Raw genomic sequence first — 26,319 nt, forward strand, 5'->3', positions numbered from 1 at the left:
ACCCCCGTCACGTTAATGCTTTAACACATTGGGGGACTGGCCCCATCGTCTAACCGATTTAAACAATGGTGTAAAATCATTTCTATATCATTCAAATTCTGTTTTTCGTTTTTGTTTCTATATATAATATTCATTAACCAATTTGTTAGGTTACGAAGATGGTGTTTGTATGTATACATCCTTAATAAATCAAGGTCTAGCTCTATTGGTGTGGGGGTATTTTTTTGATAGGAAGAGAATAGAATCTCAAATCCCTCACCCATATAATTAAATAAATCGTACTCTCTGGGGGCCAATATGGCTGATTCCCAATCGATCACATGGATATCTGTTCCTTTTTGAATAAGATTTCCTCCCCATAAGTCTCCATGGCAAAAAACGAATTGATGCTCTGTAAATATGTTTGATCGCAGCTGATGGAGTTTTGTCAGAAGAGAAAATATATACTCCTTCTTTTTTACGACGATTTCAAGGTCGTTATAGGGTAAGCTCTCTTCTAGCACATCGATACATGCCCTCAGGTTCATTTCAAACGATAAATCAAAGTTATCTTTTAAAAGCGGAGAGTGTTCAATGTTTGTTTGATGGATTGTAGCCATTATTTTACCAACATTATATAAAATTGTATTTGAGAGAGGATATGCATCCGCTAATGTCCTTCCCTCAATATAATGAAAGAGTATAACGGAAAAATCCGCAAATGCCGTTTTATAATCATGATGAATATTCTCTATTGGCAATGAAATATTTGTTAGCGCACCTTGAGAATAAATTCTCCATAACAGTGGCAAAACACGGTATAAATTACTTAAACTATCCACCTGTCGATCATTCTCATGGTCGAAAAGCTTGAGATAATAGTGATGACCATCGTGACAAGTCACTTTGTACGAATAAGCAGAATCTCCCATAGGAATAAAGTGAATATTCACAGTTGACAAATGATATTCTGTCTTTAAAAGATTGATCAGTATGCTATCTTGTAAAGGATATTTAACCTTCATTGCTAATTCTCCTATAGTAGATTCAAGTGAAAGGGCCTGACCCCCACCACGTTAATACTTTAACACATGAGGGGACTGACCCCAAAGCTTACCATAACTCCATCTTTATAAATAAATCTATACTCCCGCTCCATTTGTCCATCTAGAATTTTAGGTAGATAGATTGGAATATTGTCTACCACACCCCGATTGTTGGGGTGTAAGATCCAATCAATCTCTTTCCATTCAAGAATGCCTTCATCAGTGCTAAGCGGTGTTTGGATCTCTTCGTTTGGAGGTAAGTCGGCCAGAAACAGGTACATTCCCGAGTTTCCCTTATCACTTTCCCATGTCACATTTCCCGCATGTATGACTTTTGAAAGGGAAATACCCGTTTCTTCCCAAGCTTCCCTCAATATTCCTTCAGTGGGGGTCTCATTTTCCTCTATTTTTCCACCAACTCCATTCCACAAACCCATATTTGGATTTTTCCTTCTGTTCAACATTAATAGACTATTTCTCTTTCTTATAAAACAAAGCGTATATTTTAGCATTATTATTCTCCTTACACTATGGGGACTGGCCCCCACCACGTTAATGCTTTAGCACACGAGGGGACTGGCCCCGATTAAGTCCCCGATTAAATTGGCTTTCATACATTCGATGGTAGAATCCGTTGTTTGTTAGGAGTTCTTGGTGTGAGCCGGATTCGATGATTGCGCCTTGGTGGATGACGAAGATACGGTCGGCGTTTTCGATTGTTTTTAGGCGATGGGCGATGACAAAGCTTGTTCGTCCTTCGGTTAGGCGGTTGATTCCTTTTTGAATTTCAATTTCTGTATTGGTGTCGATGCTGGATGTGGCTTCATCTAGTATTAGGATATCAGAGTCGGCTAGGATCGCTCTTGCAATTGCGAGTAATTGGCGTTGCCCCTGACTTAGATTAGATCCACCAGAGGTAATCTGTGTATGGTAACCTTCAGGCAAATGTTTAATATAGTGATGGGCTGAGGCCATTTTGGCTGCCGAAATGACATCCTCATCTGTGGCTTCCAAACGTCCATACCGAATGTTTTCCATAATCGTTCCCGAAAAAAGGAAGGTGTCTTGTAGCACAATTCCGATTCGCCTTCGCAATCCACTTAATTGATAATCGCGAATATCTCGACCATCTACTTGCAACTGTCCACCTGTCACATCGTAAAATCGCATTAATAGATTGATAATTGTCGTCTTTCCAGAACCTGTCGGGCCCACAAGGGCAATTTTTTCTCCTGCCTTCACTTGAAAATCAATGTCTTTTAAAATCGGCTGCCCCTCATCATACCCAAAGTGAACATGGGAAAATTCCACATCTCCTCTAAATGAATCTACGACAATCGCTTCTTGTTTATCTACTAAATCCGGTGTTTCATCCATCACCTCAAACACCCGCTCTGCGCCTGCAATTGCCGACTGAAAGGTGTTCAATAGATTTGACAACTGGTTAATTGGTCGAAAGAATTGGCGAGAGTATGTCACAAAAGCCGCAATGATTCCGACCGTGGCCAATTCATTCACTGTCATGACCGCACCAATCGCGATCACAAATCCAAGTCCTAAATTATTAATAAAATTATTGACAGGACCGAGAAAGCCAGAAACCGTATCAGCCGCCATGGCGGAATGACGCAGACGTTCATTGACTTCTGAAAATTGTTGATCGATTTTTTCTTCCTTGCCAAAAAGCGTAATCACTTCATTGCCAGAAATTGATTCTTCGATAAAACCATTTAATTCCCCTAAATCTGTTTGTCTTTTGATAAAATAACTACTACTGTACGAGATCAATTTCTTCGTAGTAAAGATCATTAACGGAATGACGAGAAGTGTGACAATCGCAAGTACCCAGTTCAAGGAAAACATCGCGATCCCCACTCCTATTACCATTAAAACAGAAGAAAAAATTTGGATTACACTTTGACTTAACGCATTATTCAATTGATCGATATCATTCGTGACCCTGCTCATCAAATCACCATGCTGCCGCTTATCAAAAAAACCTAACGACAATGTTTGAAACTTATTAAACAAATCTTGGCGCATTTTTCGAATCGTTTCCAACGAAACACGTACCATCATAAAATTTTGCAACCACGTAAACACGGTTGTCGCAAAATACACGAGCGCAAGTATGGCTAATAATCGTAATGTGCCACTGATATCTTTTGGTATGATATAGTCATCAACGATCACACCAATCATATACGGGGCAAGTAGTCCTAGTAAGGTAGTGACAATCACGAAAATGATCGATGCGATTAATGCCACTTTTTGTCTCTCCATATAACGCCAAATTCGTTTAATCGTTCCAACTGGATCCTTTGCCTTAACAACTGGTCCACTAAATCCCCGTGGTCCACGCGCACGTCCCATCATATTAGGAGCTGGTTTGCTCATCCAGACTTGACCTCCTTCCCACTTTGAGAATAATAAATATTACGATACACATCGCTTTTTAATAATAACTCGTCATGTGTCCCACTTGCTTCAATGGTGCCGTCTTCCATGACAAGAATTTGATTCGCATCAATAATGGAGGAAATTTTAGATGCGATGATCAATACCGTTGTAGCAGAAAAATTCCTCCCTAAAGCCTCTTGTACGGTAAATTCTGATAACGCATCAATGGCAGAAGTCGAGTCATCAAGGACGATCATCTTCGGGTCTCGAATAAACGCCCGAGCCACCGATAACCGTTGTTTTTGCCCGCCTGATAAATTGGTTGCACCTTGCATTAACAAGTGTTCATATTTTCCATCCAACCGATCAATAAATTCACTGGCGGCGGCCGATTGTGCCGCAACATCCATGTCTTCCTCTGTTACATCCTCTTTTCCAAACTGGAAATTTTCCTTAATCGTACCAGAAAACAGCATCGCCTTTTGTGGAACAAACCCAATGGCTGAACGAAGTGTTTCTAGCGGCAGATTCTTCACATTGATCCCATCGATTAGAATCTCCCCTGAATCAGGATCATATAGACGAGGAATGAGCTTAACAAGGGTCGACTTTCCACTCCCGGTCGCCCCAATAATCCCAATGGTTTCTCCAGCCTTTGCAGTAAACGAAATATTTTTCAACACATACTCGCCATTTTTACTATAGCTAAAGAAGACGTCTCGGAATTCTATGTTTCCCTCGATCATATGCCCGGCAACTGAATGAGCACTTTCTGTAATATCAATTTTTGTATCCAACACCTGAACAATTCGCTCTGCAGAAGGAAAAGAACGAGCAATTTGCATTAACACATGACTGCTGCTCATTAATCCGTTCATCATAATGTTTAAGTAATTAATAAAGGCCAAAATGACTCCCACTTGAAGAATCCCTTCATTCATTTTGATCACACCGAGCCAAAGTCCGGCAATGATGCCCATATTCACAACCAACATCATCATCGGCATTAATGTGAGGATGAGCTGCTCTGCTGTCATATTACGCCTTGTCAGCAAATCATTCACCGTCTTAAAACGGCCTTTCTCATACCCGTGGCGATCAAAGGCTTTAATCACTCGAATACCGGCTAACATCTCCTGAAGCTTTGTGTTCACTTGGTCCATCGCTTTTTGCACCTTAGTAAAAAGCTTTCCAGATTTCACCGAGAAAAAATAAATAAAGGCAACCAGAATCGGAATGGAGACAAGTAAGATTGGAAAAAGTTCCCGTGCTGTGAACCAAACAATGACAATCGAACCGATAAAAAGCAGAGGACCTCTGACAAAAATACGCAATGTCATAATCACCGCTTGTTGCAAGGTAGAGATATCATTCGTTAAAATTGTCATTAATTTCCCTGTCCCAAACGCATCCGTATTTTGATTTGAAAAGCGCTCAGTCTTTTTAAACACCGCTCGGCGGATGTCAGTTGAAAAATGAACAGCTGCTTTTGCGGCATAAATGGAACTCCCAGCTCCCCCGATTAAACCAATAAAGGCACTTACTAACGTAATAAGTCCCAGCTTAATAACATAGCCATTATCTTGATTGGCAATCCCAACATCAATCATCTTCTGCATAAATGTCGGCTGCAAAAGATCCATCGCCACTTCCATACACATAAGCAGCGGTCCTAAAATAGCAAAAACGGTATATGGTTTTATAAATTTTAGTAACTTTTTGATTGCATTCATGAAGGATCCCCTTACTTATTTTTCTTTTTTAAACGCTCAGTCATTTTATTAATCAAAGCGATTAATTCCGATGCATCTTCAGGATTTCCACGTGTTTGTTTCATTGCTTTTCGGAGTTCTCGCTCCCAAGCTTTGACCGACTCCCTTAGTTGTAGCGATTCTTTGGAATTTCGCCAAATCATTCTCTCTTTCCATTCCGTCCAGAAATCACCCTCCTCATGCTGCACCATTTCCTCTAACCGCTTCAAACCGCTCTGGTTAATGGAATAAACTTTTTTATCCAATCCTGAATCCAACTCAATGAGTTGCTGATCCAGTAATTCCTGAAGAGCGGGATAGATGGTGCCAGCACTTGCCACATACGCACCATCAGATCGTTCTTCAAGCTCCTTCATAATTTGATAACCATGCATCGATTCCTCGGCCAATAAATGCAAAATTGCCAGTGGGATAAAGCCTCTACGTCTCCTCATTTTCGTCCTCCTTTATCATATCGGTAATTATAAACGATATATCGATAAATAACAATCGTCATAAAGGACAAACTCCTTATTTTTAAATTCATATAATTCAAGCTTACTGCTAGCTGACTGCTCGTTCAGTCCCCAAGTATACATGGAATACCAAATTTTACAGGTCTGCATTTTCCTAGTATTTGCCGCAATTTATTGAATTTTATACAAAGGAATAGTATCATAGACTCCATTAATATATTGCATTCATTGAAAAACAGGCTATATCTAGACATCTTTGGAGGGACAGCTTTGACACAAAAAAAATTACCTTTTTCAAAATATATTGCGATCGGCACTATGTTATTTGCGCTATTTTTTGGTGCCGGAAATTTAATTTTCCCAGCAGAATTGGGACAAAATGCAGGATTACATCTTTGGCCAGCAGCTTTAGGATTTCTGATTACCGGTGTTGGCTTGCCACTAATGGGAGTTTTAGCGATTGGCTTTTCCGGAAGCCGTAATTTACAAGAGCTCGCTAGCAGGGTTAATCCAACTTATGGCATCCTTTTTACCTGCCTACTATATTTAACGATCGGGCCATTTTTTGCTTCCCCCCGTACGGGTACAGTTGCCTATGAAGTAGGCATCGCCCCTTTCGTAAGCGATGGTTTTCAACAAGGAGGATTGTTGATCTTTTCATTTTTATTTTTCTCGGTTACTCTGTGGTTTTCTCTAAATCCAGCGAAGCTCGTTGATAATGTTGGAAAGATTTTAGCACCGGGGATCGTAATTCTTCTTGCTATTCTCTTACTATTCGTCATTATAAAACCAATCGGTGCTATTCAGGACCCGGTAGGAGAATATGCAAATAACGCATTTTTAACCGGATTTCTAGATGGATATAATACAATGGATGCACTCGCTTCGCTTGTATTCGGAATTATCGTGATCAATTCCGTTCGTTCACTAGGTATCACTTCAAAAAGCGGAATTCTTAATGCCACTGTAAAATCAGGCCTGATTGCCGTCACATTACTTGGTGCTATTTACATTGGCATTGCCTTTATGGGAGCAACAGGCACTGAAGCCTTTGGGTTTTTTGAGAATGGCGGGCCTGTCCTTGGCAATGCAACTTCCTATTATTTTGGCGCTTTGGGCATGATAATGTTGGCGGTTCTGATCACACTAGCATGTTTAACAACAGCCATTGGCTTAACAACAGCATGTGCTGAGTATTTTCAAACGCTATTTCCAAGATTCAGCTATAAATCATTAGTAGTATTTTTCGCGGCCCTTACCTTTGTTTTTGCTAACTTTGGCTTAACGAATATCATTACTTTCTCAGTTCCTGTTCTGATGTTCCTTTATCCCCTTGCGATTGTATTAATGATTCTAGCTTTTCTGTCTCCATTATTTCATCATAAGCGTGTCGTTTACGTGCTAACGACTGTTTTCACGTTTTTAATCAGTATATTTGATGGGTTAAAAGCGTTATGTAAGTCATTAGAAATTGATTATTTTGCTTGGATGAAACCATTCATTACGTTCTACCAAAAAATATTACCCATGTATGATGAAGGACTTGGCTGGTTACTCCCCGCCTTAATTATCATTATCATCACGACTATCGGGGTTCGATTGAAAGTTGAAAAACGGAGTAAAATTGAAGTGTGACTATGATTAGAACCAATATAAAAAGCAGGAGCAAAAAGCCCTGCTTTTATATCGCTACATTCATTTGAAAGAATTCCCTGTCAATTAGTAGTAGAAGGGTATAGTCTATTGTTATAACTAGAGATAAATTTTATATCTTACTTATAACGCTGTTTGAATGGTAAACTATTCCCAATGTAAATTACGAGGAGGAAATTTGATGACAAAAACACTTGTTAAGGCGCCATTTAGAGCGGACCAAGTTGGAAGTTTATTACGTCCGGAAAATTTAAAAAAGGCTAAACGCGATTTTAAAGAAGACAAGATCACACTTGAACAGCTTCATGAGATTGAACGTCAAGAAATTAAACATGCGGTTGAGAGACAAATTGAAGCTGGCTTGCAAGTCGTAACTGAGGGGGAGTTTGGACGTGACTGGTGGCATTCGACCTTTATGGAACATTTATTAGGGGTTGAAGGCTATGTTCCAGAGCAAGGCTACCACTTTTCCAAGCAAGAGACTGATCCTTACGATGTAAGACTTGTTGGCAAAGTAGCATATAACCCGAACCATCCATTTTTTCAACAAGCAAAGGAACTTTTAGAAATTGTTGATGATAGGGCTGTGACAAAATTCACGATTCCAAGTCCGAACCAATTCTTCCATCCCGCCATTATTAATGGACACTATAAACATTTTGAGGAATTTGCAACAGATATTATTGAGGCTTACAGGAAGACGATAGATGAGTTCTATCGAATCGGTATTCGTTACCTTCAATTAGATGATGTATATTTAGCGGTTATCGCAACAGCCGACCTTCCTCCAGAAGAAAAGAAAATTCAAGCTGAATTGGCAGTAAAAGTTGTTAACAGCATTCTGGAAGGAAAACCTGAAGATTTAACGGTGACAACCCACATATGTAGAGGAAACTATCGCTCCGACTATTCCTTCTCAGGCGGCTATGACACCGTCGCACCAATAGTCTTTGCGAATGAAAAAGTGGATGGTTTCTTCTTGGAGTATGATGACGAACGATCAGGTTCCTTTGAACCCCTTCAATACATTCCAAAGGGCGGTCCAAAAGTTGTTCTAGGTCTAGTAACATCAAAAACTGGTAAATTAGAAGACAAAGAAGTAATTAAAGCAAGAGTTCAAGAGGCAACAAAATATGTACCCTTAGAGCAACTATGCCTTAGTCCACAATGCGGCTTTGCCTCCACCCATCACGGCAATATCTTAACAGAAGACGAACAATGGGCAAAACTAAAATTTGTCGTTGACACCGCTAAAGAAATTTGGGGATAACAAAAAGCGGGGCCTGTCCCCCATTGTGATAAAGTAGTAACGCAATGGGGGTCAGGCCCTTTTTACTGTAATGCTATGAATGCTACCATCTTGTCCGGCTAAAAATAATTGATTTCCATGTAGTACGGGTGTTGAATATACGTAGTCTGTTGAGAAATGATGTTGGTCGACAATGTGACCAGTTGACAGATCTAACCCCATAAGCAGGCCATTTACACCGGTGATGTAGACGAGATTACCACTAGCGATTGGTGAGGTATTGAAAATTCTCTGAGGTACTGTGGTTTCCCAAAAAATTTCGCCAGAATATGGATCAATTGAGGCGATATTTCCCCATTCATTGATAAGAATTGCTCTTGTTTCTTCTAATGTATGGATAAGAGGAGCTGAATAAGGATTGGAGACCTTGCATGTCCAGATGATTTCCCCGCTATGACGATTCAAGCCGTACGCAGCCGCTACGGTTGAGACCAATACAATCGAAGGCTTATCGCGATTATCTGGAACAATAACTGCCTTTGTCCCCCACGGACTATAAATGAGCTTACTAAAAGGTCTGTCTCTTAGGTCCAGTGCTTTTTTCCAGAGGAGGCTGCCGGTTGTTTTGTCTAGCGAATAGATGTAGCCATCCCCAGCGCCTAAGTATAGCGCCCGCTCATCAACTGCCGGCATTCCTGCAGAGAACCCGCCTAATGCAGTTGTCCAATTTTGCAACCCACTTCCTATTTTTAAAGATAAGACTTGCCTCCCTGCACAAACAATGACCTGCGAATAATCAATCACAAGGGTAGCAAGCACAGCTCCATCTGCCTTATAGGACCATATTTCCTGACCATTTGAAGAGTTTAAAGCATAAACCCTGTGGTTCTTTGTCCCGAAAATAATAAGATTACCTGAATGGGCATACTGAGGAGTACCCAAGATCGAAGCACCTGCATGAAATGTCCATAATACTTTCCCCTCAAGGGTTGAGGCAAGCACCTGACCACTCGTAGTTGCAGCCACCACTAGAGGAGGATCACCCGGACTTTCGTTCACTATCTCCAGTCCAGCCTGTATAGGTTCTTCCAAATCCAATAGTTTTTTTAATCGATTAGCCTGCCCTTGCTCTGGGACGATAATCTTCAAAAATTCATCCCAATATTGCCTTCGAGCATTCACAACACGAACTTGCAAACGATATATTCCTGCTGGCATTTCATTCATAGCAATATCGGTTTTCCACTCTAGTGGGTATTCCTCATCTTTTGAAGAAGATAGCCTTTTCCAGTTACCGTCGGTTTTACCAGCCCAAGTATACTCCGGCCAAAACTGATAAAGTACGCTGATTGCCTTGCTTCCTTGATCTAATCCTACAGTTAAAGAAGCATCTGTCGTCTTAGATTGAACAACAATAGAATGGGGGCGCTCTAATGCTGCCGGCCGATCCCCTTGGAGCGGTATTTCAGTAAAAAGCCGTAGATTTGGTTCCTGCAGCTGTTCTTTTGTTTCTCCAGAAAAGATAGATAATATCGGCACGCCCTTGCGATTATTTTTCTTTTCTACCCAAAAGAAAAACGGACCCTTTTTTATCGCAGGTAAACTAAAGAATGTTGCACCATTCTGCTCCCATTTATTCTCTTCGTGGACATGTCCCGAAAAAACGGCTCTTACATTATATCTCTCTATAACCTCAAGGAACTTATCCTCATTACAAATAAAATAATGATGCTCACCTATTGGATAATGCAAATAAATTATAACAGGGGTCTCTGACTTTAGAGCACTTAAATCTTTACTTAGCCATGCTAAATCTTCTTTCGTAAAATACCCCGGCTCCCGCAAAGGCTCTGTTGGGTCCAAAGCAATAAAATGTACGCCTCTGATATCAAAAGAGTACGGTGTAATACCAAATAACTGTTTATACTTCTCGCCGGCCCATTCGTCCCAGCGCATCTCATGATTACCAGGTATCACATGTAAATGTTCTCGAAAGGTTGATGGAATTAATGCTTCAAACTCCTTGTACTCATGAGGTAACCCGCATTCCGTCATATCACCGAGATGTAAGATAAACTGCGGTTGGCGTTGCAGAGTTAGATATTCATATATATCTGTTAAATGCTGGGATCGTTCAGGAACATTCGGGTCAATATGCGAATCTGCCAAAATCGCAAATGAAAAGTCTTGCCCCCCTATCTCCTGTGTTGTTAATGATTCACTGGAGATTTTTGAACGATCATTACTTTCCATTTTTGTTTGTAAAAACTGGTCCGACATATGGTTTTACCTCCTATAAAGCGAAACAGACAGTTCATTCGGAAAAAACTTCTTGAATAATATCACCAACAATCCTATGAATATCACCCTCTGGTTCAATTGGGAATTCATTATTTTTTTGTGTCCATGCATACTCCCATTCAAACCAATCTATATTCTCCTGTGGCTCTCCTGCCTCTAATGAAGTACGTAATGAATCAATATGTCTTTGCCATCTTGGGAAATAAAAGTCCATCGTTAAGCCAGCCCATTCCTTGTGTCCGTAATCATGAAGAATTTCTTGGGCTGGTGAAGCCCAAATGGTAATTAATGTTCTGGCGTTATATTCATATAGCGCTTTTTCCTCTTTTGTTTTTCCTAGACTTTTCGCCTGTTCTAGCCATGGACCAAGCAAAAATTCCTTTCGAGTATTTAGTAACGCATCTTGTGTTCTTATAATATTCAAAAAGGTAGAACTGCTTTTAGAAAAAGCACTAATATCCTGGTTTTTATAGGCATCCATGAATGCACGATGAAGCCGCCTTGCTCTATTGGCCAATGCCTGCCGAGTCACATCGACTAAATCATATAAGTAACCATCATTTTCTGACAACTCTGCATAGGCCCGATATAAAAGCTGACAAGCTTCTTCAACCAAAGATGGATCATAATAAATCTCGAGAGAATCCCATTTCTTTTGTTCGTTATGATCGAAATTTTTAATAACATCTGCCTTAGATGGTCGTTTATTGATAACACTATGTGTAGGACCAGGCTGTTTGGAATATCCGTATGCACTTTCTTTCAAAAGCTCCCACGCCCTTTGAACGTCTTCGTTGTCCCTACCATATCGCCGTATTACATATTGACGTAACCATTTCTTCACATCTATTTCGCTGCGCCAGCCCATTTCCGTCATTAAATCATACATAACTGGATTTTGTTCAATTCCCTCTCCAGTAAATCCTACACCGACTAAATCACCTGAATGAGAATGATGAAGTGCTTCCAATAAATAATGGGCAGATCCGCTCATATCCCCATACAATCCACTTCTTCCACCAAAGTTCTGTAGAAAGGACCAGACCCATGGTAAGCCAAAGAATACATCTTCCCCTTCTCGTTTCCATCTTGGTGAATTTTCTCCCCATAAATCAAGAATCATTGTATAATTTTTATCTAAACCTTTCATAAACGCAGTTGTCGGATTTTCCCACCAAGCCTGTAAGACCCAAACGGCTTGATCATCCGCTTTGACTAGTTCATTTTGAATCAATTCAGCCGCTTTTTTTAGATCGATACCATCCAGATTTCCACCTTCATGAAAAGGATCGCCTGCATAAAAATGATCATGGCCAAACAAATTTTTCTGTTCTTCATAAAAAATCTCAGCCATTTTCCCGAAGGTAGGATCATCTGGTAATAAAATAAATGGACGTTCCAAGCCTACCCAATCTCCTTGATCCAAGGGATTCGACTCTGGCACTTTTTCTTTAAAGTCTGGCGGGACAATTCCTGTATAAGCTTGTAGAACACGTGTCATTCCCAATTCACGCATACGCTTATGGATTTTCTTGGCTAACTGCAAGCGGTCCCTGAACCAATTATCAGATAGGTCACCACCCCAACCGTACATGCAGCCTAACCATTGGAAAGGCAAATAAGCAGGACCTGTGAGATATTTCTTAATTTCCTTGTCCGTATATCCAACCCTGGAAAGTGTTCTCCTCCAAACTTCCTCATGCCCCGTTAATTCCAAAACAAGGTCAATCCCGTTCAAGGCCATCCAATCTAGTTCTTTTTCCCAGCGCTCCCAATCCCAAAAAACCGTAGAATATGAAAAAGTAACATAATTTAAGTGATAGAAATAATCATAAGGTCTTACTTTACGTACTTTGCCCTCTACCTTAGGCATCGGCTCGGGGATATGTAATTGATTGCCCGACCAGGAAAAACTCGCCTGACATTTATACTTTAAATACCAGTTCAATCCAAATGACATGGCTACAGGTGAGGAGCCTGAGACCATTATTTTGTCGGCTTGATTATCTAATTCGAACACATGCTTTCCGTTTTCCATTGGTATTCCTTTGAAAACGAATTTTTCTGCCATGCTTGCACCTAATAATCTCTCTACAACTCCATGGACAGCTTCCACAGAAAATAAATAATCCACACTTTTAATCATGTCTTGACAACCCCTTCTGAATCATGCTGTCGCTATCATCCGAATATTTTTCTCGTAGTAGCTGTATGTAAAGTGATCAATCTATGAATCACTTTTCATACCCTCTCGCAATGACTGGACCGCCCTCCTGCATCACTGTCCACAATGGATCCACAACATAATCCATTGTCGACATCATTTCATCATGCCACTCAAGTAGCAGATAAGCAGCCGTTTCGCATATATCTCTTCGTTCTCTGGCAAGATTGGTTTGCTCATGCGGATCACTTTTCAAATGAAACAACATCTCTTTTTCAAATCCATGGTGTCCATCATGATAACTGCGAATATACAACCAATCATCAAACCTAACGCTTCGCTGACAAACGTGAACACACTGTGACAAAACTAAATAGGGTCTTGCAGTTGATTTCCCATTCACAATAGTGTCGACATAGCTTTGTCCGTCCCATAACGCTGCTTTGTCACCCCCTAATAGGTCTATCAGTGTAGGTGCTAAATCAAGATGATAGTGTAATCCATTGTCAACGATTCCCTTTTTGCCTGTTGGCCATTTAAAAATCATGGGAATATGGCAAGTTGCTTCATCCGCTGTTCCATGATCGGAATATATACCTAATTCGCCCATGTTCTCACCGTGATCGGCACTAATTAAAATAGCTGTATCTTCCATAACCCCTATTTGTTCTAATAATTGAAACACCCTACCAATATGATCATCCATATAACGAATAGCACTATCATAATGATCTAAAAATGTTCGTAAATCAGCGTACTTTTCAACCTTCTGCTGATGTCTAGGCCAGTTTGCGTAATATGTTTTGGCATGAATATTCATATCTGCTATACTGTGTTGCCCTTCCTTGTTTTTATGAAGTGCAAAGACCTCTTCTGTTAACCATTCTGGTATGGGCTCGCCTTCAAAAGGATTGCCAAACTCTTCTGGTGCGCGATAAGGGGTATGAGGATCCCAAAAATTTAAATGTAAAAACCAGTTGTCCTTGCCTGCATGCTCCTCTATCCATTTAAGTGCAATAGGAAGCACCTGTTCAGCAGATTCATTTCCCTTTTCCCCTATATTAAACACTTCATTAAACCCTGCATTGAAGGCCCAAGTCCCATGTCTTTCGGGAAATGTACTGATTGATGCTGTTTGATAGCCAAGTTGTCTAAGTGACCCCGGCAGACTCTCTTCTGCAAGTCTTCCCCTTGTTCCTCGACTCGCTCCCTCTATCCTGATATCCCCAGCTGTTCCACCATGTCCGACAACTCCATTATGAATGCCAAATTGTCCAGTCATTAATGCCGTTCTCGATGGTGCGCATGGAGCATCTGAACAATAATAATTTGTGAACCGAACACCTTCTTTTGCGATCTTATCGATATTAGGTGATGTATTTCGATGGTAACCATAGCATCCCAAGTGATCAGGGCGTAAAGAATCTAAATCTAAATAAAGAATCCTCATTGTACTGGACATCCTTTTTTACTGTTTTTTTGGAAACGCATCTTTCGTGTGAGCCGTTCCTAGCACTAAAATCCTTGACACTTTAAAAGGGGATATCATCACAGACCTCCCCTTTTATCTATTCTTTTACATTCTAGTTTCCTTCTTCTAGAAATCTTTCATAGGCATCATTATAAATTTGCATATATTCATCTATCCCCATCTTTTCAATTGATTCCACATATTTATCCCAATTTGATAATGATTCATCACCGGCAACAAATTTATTAAACATTTCATCTGTATATTTTTCGATATCTGCAGCCAATGATGACATCTTTTTATTTTCCTCCGCTGTCAATAGAAAATGTGGCCAAATATCTTCTACATAAGGCCGAACCCTATCCGCAGCTTCAACTGATGCTGGATCTGCGCTATTTCCTTTAAAGAATTCTCTTTTGATAATCCCAGGATAACCACCACCTAGCCAAGTAAAATATTTACCCACTGTTTGGTCAAAGGTAAGCCCATCCGGGTTATTATAAAATTCGTCTGTATAGTTAATTTCACCATCGTCATCTACTTCATATGTTTCTCCTTCAACACCCATAAAGTACAATCTTGCGCCTTCATCACTATAAAAATAATCCATCCATCTTAAGGTTTCAGGAATATGCTCATTGCTACTTGTCACAACAAATCCTCCAATAGAGTTCAATGTCGAGCCTATTCTCGTAACTTGGCGATCCCCATGTGGTCCTTCTAATGCATTCATTCCTACAAAATTCTTGCCTTCTTCCCCGTAAATTCCATTCGGACTTGCAATCACGGTACTTCCGTACAATCCATCCGCTCCATCCGCAAAGCTCTGATTCGTATCAATTGTAAATATATTTTCCTGAATTAATCCTTCACTATACAATTTATGCATATATTCAAGCATTTCCTTATATCCTTCTGATATTGGAAAAAAGCGCGGCTCGTCTGTTTCTGGGTCCAAATCAACGTATTGGTTCGCATGCCCTTTGTTGCCGATGCCAAATGAACCTTTTAATACATCCTTTAACCCGCCGATGTTAAACGCACCATATGGAATTTCGTTTCCGGAACCATCCCCGAATAAATCGGTTTCTTTAACAGCCTTTAAATAATCATAAAATTCATCAGTTGTCTCTGGTAACTTCATACCTAACTTATCAAGCCAATCTTGTCTAATCCAAAACATCATACCTAATCGAACTTCTAAATATTCAGCATCATGAATAGTAGGAAGAGAATATATATTTCCATCTGGAAAGGTCATTCCGGCCCTCAATTTAGGATCTTCTTCTAATAACTTCGTTAAATTAGGCATATATTCTTCGATTAAATCATTAAGTGCAACAAATGACCCTTGTTCTCCATATTTCAGCAAATCAGAATTCGATACATGCGCGGTGTAAAATACATCAGGAAGATTCCCACCTGCAAGAGCAAGATTTCGCTTTTCTGTTAATCCTTCAGTTGGTACAAGCTCCCAATCGATTTCGATATTTGTTAATTTGTTATATTCCTTCCAAATCAATACATCGTTGTAATTGTTCGTATTGCTAGGCGATTTCCCGGCCATAAATTTGAGCGTTATGGGCTCATCAACAATTGGCATACCCGTTTTGTTGAAGTTTTCAGTGTCTTCTTTCTCCGTAGTATCTTTGGCTTTTCCCTCATTATTCGATGAGGAATTTTCACTACACGCAACAAGCAGTACCATCGTTAAAATTAAGAACAAAAAAAGTATTTTTCTCGTTTTCATATTCATCCTCCCCATTACTGAGTATTGTCCCCTCGTAAGATCTGTTAGTTCATTTCTTTACAGAAGCTCTCATTCACTTAATTCCTCACACTAGCTGTTCTTTTTGAGCTTATTATTTTAACGATCGTCCCACCTCCTTCACGGAAATCTTTTGTAAATGTAAGCGGTTTTAAAATGATTTTTAACGCTCGTCCATTTGCCCTTATATTTAAATCAAATTTATCATGTTATCTAGTCTTTTGTTATATGTCACTTTTATTTGAGTATGTAAAATGTGATCACCCCCTAGTCTTATTGAACAAACACTCATAATATTTCTCATCTAGAACAGGGCTTTGAAGGAAACGAAAATGATAAACACCCGTATTTTAAGTTTCACTCTCATTCGAGTTTTGATTAGGTTTTGCTAAGTATTTTATTCGGTCATAATAACGAGCAATCAACTGTTTATTGTGTTTATCTCCCCCTTCTGTATTGGCACTTACTAGTACAGGAGGTGATGCATTTCTCTTTATTAATTCCTCTACAATTGCGATCATAAGAGTCTGAATAATAATAAGTCCGCCGATCGTCGATGTTGGTCCTACCTTCTTCCCTGACTGATCGTAGGAAAGCACTGCATCTCCGTAAACACCACAATTATCCAATACTAAATCAGCTAGTTCATAGAGCTTTTTCCCGCTTTCATGTCTTGAGTCAGCTGTTGAGGTGTGGTCCATATTGGTTAAGACAATAATGTAAAGACCTCGAGCTTTACATTCTATCGCCATCTCAATCGGAACGGCATTCATTCCAGAATTAGATACAATAATAATGACTTCTCCCGCTTTTAAATCATAACCATTCAATAAAATACTTGCGTAACCATTTAATCGTTCTAACTGCGTTGTTCTTCCGACATTAATTTCCATAAGAGATTCCTCAAGCATAGCATTAACACAAATTAGTCCCCCTGCGCGATGGAATACGTCTTCGGCAATCATATGGGAATGTCCACTTCCAAAGACGTGAAGGATCCCACCCTTTGCAATAGAGTCTGCAATCCGATCTGCTGCTTTTTGAATGCTATCTTTTTGGCTTGTCCTAATCATATTTAATTGTTTTTCCAACTCTTCTATATAGCGATCTACTAAATTCATCTGCATTCCCTTTCCTCTCACAAAAATTTTCCTCTTTCAAACACATACATTGCAGCACCAACCACCCCCGCTGCCGTCGGCACAGTCGATTGAATAATCCTAATCTCGTTTTCTTTGTACCTACTTTTAACCTCTCTCTGTGCGGAGTCTAGTATGTATCGCCCAGCCTGACTAACACCTCCTCCAATAATATAGTTGTGTGCTCCAAATAGGTGTATACAATTGACGATAGCCATGCCTAGTAATTGGCCAGTTTCTTGAAACAACGATATCGCATAGGTATCCCCATTCTCTGCCGCTTCAAATAAATGATGGGGAGTCAACTCTTGGCTTTTAAACGCATTATAATTGTTATTTAAATCCACTTTTGCTCTTTCAATAAGAGCGGAAGCGGATACATATTTTTCTAAACAGCCTGTATTTCCACAATTGCACTGCTTTCCATTGTGAATAATGCTCATATGTCCTAAATTTATCGCTCCTCCAGCCCCGTTAAAAGCCTCACCATTCTGGATTAAACTAGCTCCTAAGCCAGTACCAATACAAATAAACATATAATGATCTAAGTCTGCTGCTGTGTATAATTGTTCTCCTATCGCCCCTGCCACTGAATCACTTAATAAATGGACATTGAGATGTAATTTGTTCTGCATAATCTCAACTAGTCGTACATGATTCCAGCCTAAATTTACTGCATATTCAATTACACCATTATCAGTGTCTACTATTCCGGGACTAGCAACTCCAATACCCGATAATTGGGGGTATACATTATGTTTGTCTATGAAGCTTTTAATCGCTTGACAAATAAAGTCGAGCTCAGCACAGTGAGCAGCATCTCTTTTCACCAATAAAGACTGACTATCAATCCATTCACCATATTCAGTCACAAGTGCTATTTTTATATTTGTCCCTCCAATGTCGACACCAACTGCGATTTGAGCATTTTTCATCATTACTCACACCTTCGTCATTCATCCAATTTTTTACAGCGCCTACATAAAGGATATATTATCGTCGGATGCCAGAACCTTTTTGAACATCCTTATAGTTTAGAATTTAGCATGTGCTCCATTTTTTTGTATATATGTCGCTTTTCATTCACTATGTAAAATATGATCTAGCCGCTATCGTAGCTACTGTTAAGACATTGGCTACATTGTATTTTTACAAATAGTGGGTTACTATTTATTTAGAATTAACGATTAGATTTATGGACAATTTTCCAAATATGAAATCATCTTTGCAAACGCTTACGGGAATATTCGCAATACATACTAATCGGCAAATAGAGAATCATAATAATAATGAATCTAGGAAACTAGATAAGAAATGAGGGATCGTATGTATAGAAACACAAAACTTTTTTACAAATATTTTTTGTCTTATATGATCATATTCCTGATCCCTTATATCACGATTAGCATCATCTTTTATAACATGTCTGTTTCAGATCTCCGTGATGAAATTATTAGGACGAATACGATAACTTTAGAACAAGTGAGAGAACTTACGGATTCGAGAATAAATGAATTGGAGAATATAGCACAGAGGATTTCTGTAGATAGTTATTTGACTCCATATCTACTGAAAAACCCGTCTAATCAAATACAGGCAATTGAGCAATTAGTATCCTATAAAGTGAATAGTTCCATTATTGATCAGTTATATTTGTATTACGATGGTGAAAAAACCATCTATTCATCACAGGGTACAAGCACTGTTGATAATTTCACAAATAATATTATTCATCTCGATGGATCGGATTTTTCCACTACGAGTATGCTAGAAGATATAGATCTAGATATGAAGCCTTTCATTGCACCAATGGAATTTCGCTCATACAACCAATCCGAACATTTCATCTCATATATTTATCCTGTCTCGCCGTATAACCCGTATTCTTACGGAACGGTCATCTTTCTCGTAAATGAAGATACGCTCACGAAATTAATTGAGAATGTACTAGGTGACTTCAATGGAAATATTTATATTTTTAATGACAAGGATAAACTCCTTGCCTCAAGTAGTAATGGCATTGAGCTCGATATAAATCAGGTGAAAGATTTAGCCTTGGGTAAGGCAGGTGTATCAGATGGTAGATTGAATAATGAAAGCTTTTCTTTAGTCACAGTCCAATCAGAGGTAAGTCATTGGACTTTTGTTACAGCGATGCCGACTGATCAATTTTACGATAAAATGTCTAATCTAAAATCATCCCTGCTTCTAATCTTGTCGATCATTGCATTATTTGGCTTAGCAGCAAGCATATGGATGTCGATTAGACAATATCAACCTATTCATAGACTTACTCATTTTATAAAAAATAAACAATTTGAATTCTCTCCTAATAAAAACAAAAATATTATAGATAATATTCGTGAGACCATCGAAACATTTTACGATGATAGTGAGCAATTACAAAAAAAGATTGAGGTCCATCAACCTTTTATTAAAGATCACTTCCTATTAAAGCTACTAAGAGGCGGAGCAACGATTCTCGAGGATATGAAGGATCAAGATCTGTTGAATGAGTCGAAGATTACGTTTAAAGGAGACAGTTTTTTTGTTATAGTGGTTTCCTTCAAAGAGAACGAATTTGAACAAGCTTCTCTTAAGGCCAAGGAAGAAATCCTGCATGCATTGAGTGTTTTATCCACAAAAGACAGTATTGGATATGGTGTAGAATTAACTCACGATCATGCAGTCGGGATAATTATTAATATACAGAATAAACTCGATTCTCCATTTGAAAGTAGGCGCCTGTTCGTAAATACATTAATCCTTCAATTACAAGACTTCAACCATCTTATTTCTGGAATAGGTGTCGGAAAAATTTATACTGGAATCGATAAAGTAAACCGTTCATATATCGAATCCACGACGACGTTAGAATTTAATCGTCTAAACTATAATGGTGAAGCATTTTACTTTGAGGACATTGTAACCCATCATCAAGATAAAGAGATTTGGTACCCTGTGAACAACCAGAATCAGGCAAAATTCATTCACAGTTTAAAACAAGGCGATCAAATTGTTGCGAAAGAGACAGTCAATAACATTATAAGTGACTTAAAAAAGAGCGATATTTCGATTCATATTTTTAAATGTATATGTTTCGATATTATTAATTCTGTCTTAAAGTGTATGGCGGAAACAGGTCCTACACCGTCGGTAGATGATGTTAAATCTCTAGTAGAATTTCAATCAGTAGAGGAACTTGAAAAGGTCATCCATAGCTTAATTGTAAAAACCTGTAGGGAAATCCAAAATAGAAAAGAAAGTAATAATATTATTTTGCGTGATAATATCCTGCAATATATTAAAAAACATTATAAATCCTATGATATAAGCCTTGAGAGTATGGCTGAAAAATTCCAGCTAACCACTTCCTATCTAAGTAGATTTATCAGAGAGCAAACGGGTGAAACCTTTACTCAATATCTATGGAATTTAAGAGTTAACGAGTGTAAAAGGCAATTATTAGAAACAGACCTTCCAATCAAAAATATTGTGATGGATATTGGGTATATAGACACTGCTAACTTCACAAGGAAATTCAAAAAGGAAGAAGGATTGACACCAGGCCAGTATAGAAAATCTCATTCCCCTGTGTAACCCTTGTGTCCGAATTGTTTCAGTGCCGTGTTCCCTCTTGTCGTCATACCTGAAACTTGAGTACTTTAGGATAAAATTGGTACAATAGCATTAGGGCCATTTGAATCACATAACTGGAGGGATTTTTTATGACAAATCGTTTTAGTGGAAAAACCGTCATTGTTACTGGTGGGGCAAGCGGGATTGGTGAAGCTGCCGTTATTGAATTTGCTAAAGAAGGGGCAAAGGTTGTAATTTCAGATATGTCCGATCATGGACAAGAGTTGTCTGACAAACTAAACCAAGATGGATATGAAACCTCCTTCATGAAAGTAGACGTTACAGCTGAAGACGAAGTAAAAGGCCTTGTTGATGATACCGTGGAAAAATACGGTAGTCTCGACGTGATGTTCGCAAATGCGGGAATTGGCGGCATGACACTTGTACACGAAACTGATTTTGCGGAGTGGAAAAAAATTATTGATGTAAACCTACATGGAGTATTCCTGTGTAATAAATATGCCATTGCGCAAATGCTAAAACAAGAAAATGGTGGAGCCATTGTGAACAACGATTCCATTCATGGAGTTGTTGGAAAACTAGGAGTCGGTGCATATAGTGCTGCTAAAGGCGGGGTCAAATTATTGACTCAAACGGAAAGTGCTGAATATTCCTCTAAGGGCATCCGGATTAACAATGTGAACCCAGGTTATATTGATACACCATTACTTGCCAATCTGCCAGAAGAAGCAAAACAGGAACTTATCAATCTTCATCCAATTGGCCGGTTAGGGAAAGCGGAAGAAGTCGCAAAAGCCGTTCTCTTCCTCGCAAGTGATGATGCTTCCTTCATTACAGGAGCAAGTTTATTGGTAGACGGTGGCTATACAGCAGTATAAAAGGATGTTCAAAAAGTATCTAGCGTTATTTCGTTAGATACTTTTTGTTATATGCTCATAAATGTTAGTTGAATTCTTTCCATACAATACTTTTTTTGGATTGATCACGACCAAGAACATCGCTGCAACAAAATAGAAGATGGCACTATACATGATTAAATCAATTAAGTTTCCATTTATTAAGCCAATAAAAAAATTAAAAAATTGGTGGATGATGATGGGGATGATTAAATTCTGATTTAGGTTATAAAATGCTGTCATAACGATTTTAGTAGATATAAGGGCGATCATAAAGAAAACTATATATTTAATTAAATCAATACCTTTAAATCCTGTAGTAAACCATATAGGTAGATGCCACAGTCCCCACCAAAATCCGATAATAATAGAAGCTTTTAACGGGGAATATTTCTTTTGAAGCTCTATTTGGGCAAAGCCTCTCCAGCCTATTTCTTCTCCTAATGGTCCTGCCAGAAGGTTTTTAAAAAAGAAATAAACCAGCATCCCCCACGAAGAAATCGCAAAAATAGAATCTATTCCACTATTTTGGGATACGAGAAACAACACCAGTAAAAATATGAAGACCTGAATCATACTTGCAATAAGAATAACAGAACGTTTAACTTTCCTCTTGAATTTTCCCTTCACAAATTGGATCAAACTTTGCCCGGGAAAGATCCTTTTAAAAAGGATTGCAAAGGCAAAGGTTGAAGACCATGCGGATACACAGAACGCGACATCAAAAACCCATGCAGGAAATCCTAGCATGCTTATCGCTCCTACCAGGCAAAAGAGCGGCAAAAAAATGATATTGGTTAGTAGGATAAAACTGAATACTGGATTTTTTAGTTTCTTTCCTCTTTTCATGCTAACCCCTGCTTTACACTAAGTATTTCATAAATAAAATAACATTTATGAATATACTCAGCTTAAACCTAGGGGTTACTCACAGGTCAATACATATCTCATTATTTTATAGGTGCATAAATTTCCAAAAATACGCGTTCAAGTTCATCCTCATATGTGGTAAGCAACAGATTTATATAAACGACTCCTAATAGTTCATACCCATTTTTCATTGCTTCATTTCTTAAACCGGCTCCTACATTCTCATCAATATTTTCCCCGCCAGTGGCCCATCGCCCGTCTTCAATAACGGTATACAGACATTTTGGGTGAGCAATTATCTCATCTTCTCGTTCCGCTTTACTTGCAATGATAAACTGATCGTCTATAATTCCTTCTTCATTAAAACGTACGACTCTTCTTAAAGAAGTTAAAGTAACAGCATTTTTCAAACGATCTGCGCTATTTTTTAACGATTCATATTCATCATACGCAGTAAAATGTGCAATTTCTCCTTTGATTTTGAAAGGCTTCATTTCTTTTATTGTATATTTCCCTAAACATTGATTAATTTTTTCACAATCTTCCTTTACGATTCGAAGCTTTTTTAAAAGGAGTTGTTTGTATTCAATCTCCTCTAAAACAGCTTGCTCTTTCTCTTCTAAAATCGATTGTATTCCCTCTATACTTTTACTTTTTCTTAACTCTTGAATTTGTTTAATTTCAATATCCATTTCTCGATAAAAATTTACGGTGGCAATATCATAGATATCAAAGTGATTGTATTTTCTATATCCATTTTCATGATCTTGCTTCGGCTTAACTAGCCCCTTTTCTTGGTAGAATTTCAGAGTATCTCTAGAAGTTCCTAAGAATTTGGCTACTTGACCAATGGTGTACATAGTCTCCCTCCCTAGTATAAAATAGACTCTCGGCATTCACCGAGTTAGATAGTACAAGGTTTTCTTGTACTATTTTTTAATTCTCCTCCTAAATTTTTTAGGGGATATTTCACTTTTTTTGTCAGTCTACCATGATGTGGTATGATGTGTAAGCATATCGATGCTTGGTATGCACATCATGAAGAGAAACTGGAATTCCTAGAAGGCCATATTTTCTCTTCAATGACTTACTCTTTTTAATGGCCCCAAGGAATTGTTGCTTAGAATAACAAAATCTGGTAAAGGTTGATTGGAGCGAAAGCGCGAGACTCCTGCGGGATCAGAGGCTCACCGCCCGCCCCGCGGAAAGCGAGCAACTGTAGCGGAAATCAATCACGCACTATCTTAGTAGACGATGTTTACAAAAACGGCATGTCTTTTTTTGATTAAAGACATGTTCTTATTCAAAGAAGTTCCCTAAGACACTTTAAGTGACTTTCCAAATATTCCCGAACATTTTAAATTCTCGCCCAACCTAATTACAGTGAATCAGCATCAAGATCATTGACTTACTTAGTCAAATCGAATAAGCTTGCTGTGATAATCAATTCTTTGGAGGATTATGCATATATGCTGACTGTTAATAATGTAAGTTTACAATATGGGGATCGAAAATTATTTGAGGATGTCAATATTAAATTCACCCCAGGTAATTGCTATGGGTTAATTGGTGCGAACGGAGCTGGCAAATCAACGTTTCTTAAGATTCTCTCTGGTGACATTGAGCCACAAAATGGGAATGTCAGTCTCGGTCCGAATGAGCGCCTTACCGTTTTAAAACAAAACCACTTCCAATATGAAGAATTTGAAGTGCTTCAGCTTGTGATCATGGGACATGAACGACTCTATCAAATCATGAAAGAAAAAGACGCCATTTATATGAAACCGGATTTCACAGATGAAGACGGTATTAAAGCTGCCGAACTTGAAGGTGAATTTGCAGAATTAAATGGATGGGAAGCGGAATCTAGTGCTGCGATTCTTTTAAAAGGTCTTGGAATCGATGAAGAACTCCAAACCAAGAAAATGGCTGAGCTTACCGGCAGTCAAAAGGTGAAGGTGCTGCTCGCACAAGCTCTATTTGGAAATCCTGATATCCTGCTTCTTGACGAGCCGACGAACCACCTTGATCTAAAAGCGATTCAGTGGCTAGAGGAATTTCTCATGAACTTTGAAAATACGGTTATCGTTGTTTCCCATGATCGTCATTTTCTAAATAGAGTTTGTACCCACATTGCTGATCTTGATTTTGGTAAAATTGAAATTTACGTTGGTAATTATGACTTCTGGTATGAATCTAGTCAACTCGCTACAAAATTGGCTCAAGACCGCAATGCAAAAAAGGAAACTCAAATCGAAGAATTAAAGAAATTTATTGCCCGGTTTAGCGCGAATGCGGCGAAATCAAAACAAGCAACATCCCGTAAAAAATTATTGGAAAAAATTACACCTGAAGATATTAAACCTTCGTCCCGTCGCTATCCATATATTGCTTTTACACAAGGACGTGAAATCGGGAATGATCTGTTAACCGTGAAAGACTTATCTAAAACTATTGATGGTGTTAAAGTGCTTGATCGTGTTAGCTTTACTATGAATAAGGATGATAAAATTGCGCTTGTAGGTAATAACGAAATCGCAAAAACAACCTTATTTAAAATCTTGATGGGTGAAATGGAAGCTGATGAAGGGGAATTCAAATGGGGTGTGACAACCTCACAATCCTACTTTCCAAAGGATAACGCGGAATATTTTGAAGGTAGTCAACTTCCTCTTGTCGATTGGCTGCGTCAGTATTCACCAAACGATCAGACGGAAAGCTTTTTAAGAGGATTTCTTGGAAGAATGCTCTTCTCAGGAGAAGAAGCATTAAAAAAGGCCAATGTTCTTTCAGGAGGAGAAAAAGTTCGTTGCATGCTTTCGAAAATGATGCTTACAGAGGCCAATGTCCTTCTACTTGATGAGCCAACGAACCACCTTGATTTAGAGTCGATCACAGCGTTGAATAATGGGCTAATTAAATTTAAAGGCTCGATTATTTTTGCTTCCCACGACTACCAATTTATACAGTCGATTGCAAATCGCATTATCGAAATTACACCGAATGGTTTGATCGATAAACAAATAGCGTACAATGAATATCTTGAAGATGAGAAATTATAAAAACAAGTTGCTGAAATGTACGCTTAATCAAACTTGCCAGAAACTAAATTGTGTTAGTTCCTGGCATTTGTTTTAGTAAGAAAAGCGCAAGGCGCCCGCTACCTTCGACAAGCAAATGTTCTGAGACAAAGAAAGGCGTTCTTTGCCTTTCATTGGCTCAGGTTATTATGCAGAACATCGGCTAAGTTCGCGCCGTCCTGGCGCAACGCCGATGGACTCGCTCCTGCGAGCCTCGAGCCGATGGCGCCTGGAGCTAGACACCAACCGCAAGGTAAACAGTTATCCACAAGCTAAAATTTTATAATTTCCTCAACAGCGAAAAATTGGAGCTCCCCATAAGTTATTGCATTATGGTGAAATTACTTTTGTCCCGGCCTCTTTTTTTGTCATGCTTCGGACTACCACTTGTTGTTCATCTCTAATAATTGAAGATCAACAACAAGCTTTTTCATTCGTAATTTCCAACTATAGTCTAACTACTGTGGTCTTAATTA

Annotated in this window: 18 protein-coding genes; 5 read left to right on the top strand and 13 right to left on the bottom strand. The window is 38.8% G+C overall.

Annotation, left to right across the window (positions count from 1 at the left end):
* Positions 1–20: 20 nt before the first annotated feature.
* Genes KI375_RS13665 through KI375_RS13685 form a run of 5 tightly spaced genes read right to left on the bottom strand, consistent with a single transcriptional unit; the run spans position 21 to position 5,631 of the window.
* Positions 21–1,004, bottom strand: a complete 984-nt coding sequence (locus KI375_RS13665; RefSeq protein WP_212974036.1) for an aminoglycoside phosphotransferase family protein — start codon at positions 1,002–1,004, stop codon at positions 21–23.
* Between the two features lie 59 nt (positions 1,005–1,063).
* Positions 1,064–1,537, bottom strand: a complete 474-nt coding sequence (locus tag KI375_RS13670) for an NUDIX hydrolase (RefSeq protein WP_212974037.1) — start codon at positions 1,535–1,537, stop codon at positions 1,064–1,066.
* A 40-nt stretch (positions 1,538–1,577) separates the two neighbouring features.
* Positions 1,578–3,422, bottom strand: a complete 1,845-nt coding sequence (locus KI375_RS13675; RefSeq protein WP_212974038.1) for an ABC transporter ATP-binding protein — start codon at positions 3,420–3,422, stop codon at positions 1,578–1,580.
* Positions 3,419–5,158, bottom strand: a complete 1,740-nt coding sequence (locus KI375_RS13680; protein ID WP_212974039.1) for an ABC transporter ATP-binding protein — start codon at positions 5,156–5,158, stop codon at positions 3,419–3,421. The genes KI375_RS13675 and KI375_RS13680 overlap by 4 nt, the downstream gene beginning before the upstream one ends.
* Before the next feature lie 11 nt (positions 5,159–5,169).
* Positions 5,170–5,631 (bottom strand): PadR family transcriptional regulator, encoded by a 462-nt coding sequence (locus KI375_RS13685; protein ID WP_212974040.1) that lies wholly within the window; start codon positions 5,629–5,631, stop codon positions 5,170–5,172.
* Between the two features lie 291 nt (positions 5,632–5,922).
* On the opposite strand from KI375_RS13685, the gene brnQ reads away from it, so the two are divergent.
* Together brnQ and KI375_RS13695 are read left to right on the top strand one after the other, a co-directional pair.
* Positions 5,923–7,287, top strand: a complete 1,365-nt coding sequence (brnQ, locus tag KI375_RS13690; protein WP_280528646.1) for a branched-chain amino acid transport system II carrier protein — start codon at positions 5,923–5,925, stop codon at positions 7,285–7,287.
* 199 nt (positions 7,288–7,486) lie between these two features.
* Positions 7,487–8,575 (top strand): 5-methyltetrahydropteroyltriglutamate--homocysteine S-methyltransferase, encoded by a 1,089-nt coding sequence (locus KI375_RS13695; RefSeq protein WP_212974041.1) that lies wholly within the window; start codon positions 7,487–7,489, stop codon positions 8,573–8,575.
* 51 nt (positions 8,576–8,626) lie between these two features.
* Here KI375_RS13695 and KI375_RS13700 read toward each other — a convergent pair whose 3' ends face one another.
* The 6 genes from KI375_RS13700 to KI375_RS13725 all read right to left on the bottom strand — a co-directional run bounded on the left by KI375_RS13700 (position 8,627) and on the right by KI375_RS13725 (position 18,332).
* Positions 8,627–10,834 (bottom strand): outer membrane protein assembly factor BamB family protein, encoded by a 2,208-nt coding sequence (locus KI375_RS13700; protein WP_212974042.1) that lies wholly within the window; start codon positions 10,832–10,834, stop codon positions 8,627–8,629.
* A 34-nt stretch (positions 10,835–10,868) separates the two neighbouring features.
* Positions 10,869–13,001: an alpha-N-acetylglucosaminidase gene (locus tag KI375_RS13705; protein ID WP_212974043.1), complete on the bottom strand. Its 2,133-nt coding sequence runs from the start codon at positions 12,999–13,001 to the stop codon at positions 10,869–10,871.
* An 88-nt stretch (positions 13,002–13,089) separates the two neighbouring features.
* The gene (locus KI375_RS13710) at positions 13,090–14,469 is read right to left on the bottom strand and encodes a sulfatase family protein (RefSeq protein WP_212974044.1); all 1,380 of its coding nucleotides are present in this window, start codon (positions 14,467–14,469) and stop codon (positions 13,090–13,092) included.
* A gap of 133 nt (positions 14,470–14,602) precedes the next feature.
* Positions 14,603–16,240 carry an extracellular solute-binding protein gene (locus tag KI375_RS13715; protein ID WP_212974045.1) on the bottom strand — a complete coding sequence of 546 codons (1,638 nt, stop codon included), beginning with the start codon at positions 16,238–16,240 and terminating at the stop codon, positions 14,603–14,605.
* Between the two features lie 368 nt (positions 16,241–16,608).
* Entirely contained in the window at positions 16,609–17,385 is a 777-nt protein-coding gene (locus KI375_RS13720) for an SIS domain-containing protein (protein WP_212974046.1), read from the bottom strand.
* Between the two features lie 11 nt (positions 17,386–17,396).
* Positions 17,397–18,332 (bottom strand): ROK family protein, encoded by a 936-nt coding sequence (locus KI375_RS13725; RefSeq protein ID WP_212974047.1) that lies wholly within the window; start codon positions 18,330–18,332, stop codon positions 17,397–17,399.
* Between the two features lie 391 nt (positions 18,333–18,723).
* Here KI375_RS13725 and KI375_RS13730 point away from each other — a divergent pair, with 391 nt between their 5' ends.
* Together KI375_RS13730 and KI375_RS13735 are read left to right on the top strand one after the other, a co-directional pair.
* A complete protein-coding gene (locus KI375_RS13730; RefSeq protein WP_212974048.1) occupies positions 18,724–20,997 on the top strand; it encodes a helix-turn-helix domain-containing protein in 2,274 nt (757 codons plus the stop codon).
* A 128-nt stretch (positions 20,998–21,125) separates the two neighbouring features.
* The gene (locus tag KI375_RS13735) at positions 21,126–21,875 is read left to right on the top strand and encodes an SDR family NAD(P)-dependent oxidoreductase (protein ID WP_212974049.1); all 750 of its coding nucleotides are present in this window, start codon (positions 21,126–21,128) and stop codon (positions 21,873–21,875) included.
* Positions 21,876–21,908: 33 nt separating this feature from the next.
* On the opposite strand, the gene KI375_RS13740 is transcribed toward KI375_RS13735, so the two are convergent.
* Both KI375_RS13740 and KI375_RS13745 read right to left on the bottom strand, forming a co-directional pair.
* Entirely contained in the window at positions 21,909–22,742 is an 834-nt protein-coding gene (locus tag KI375_RS13740; RefSeq protein WP_212974050.1) for a CPBP family intramembrane glutamic endopeptidase, read from the bottom strand.
* 101 nt (positions 22,743–22,843) lie between these two features.
* Complete coding sequence (locus KI375_RS13745) at positions 22,844–23,623, bottom strand: MerR family transcriptional regulator (protein ID WP_212974051.1); 780 nt, start codon at positions 23,621–23,623, stop codon at positions 22,844–22,846.
* Between the two features lie 609 nt (positions 23,624–24,232).
* Between KI375_RS13745 and KI375_RS13750 the strand changes: the two genes are divergently transcribed.
* Complete coding sequence (locus KI375_RS13750) at positions 24,233–25,825, top strand: ABC-F family ATP-binding cassette domain-containing protein (protein WP_212974052.1); 1,593 nt, start codon at positions 24,233–24,235, stop codon at positions 25,823–25,825.
* The last annotated feature ends 494 nt before the right edge of the window (positions 25,826–26,319 follow it).

Source organism: Bacillus sp. J14TS2 (assembly GCF_018333015.1).
Taxonomy (GTDB): Bacteria; Bacillota; Bacilli; order Bacillales; family Bacillaceae_C; genus Lederbergia.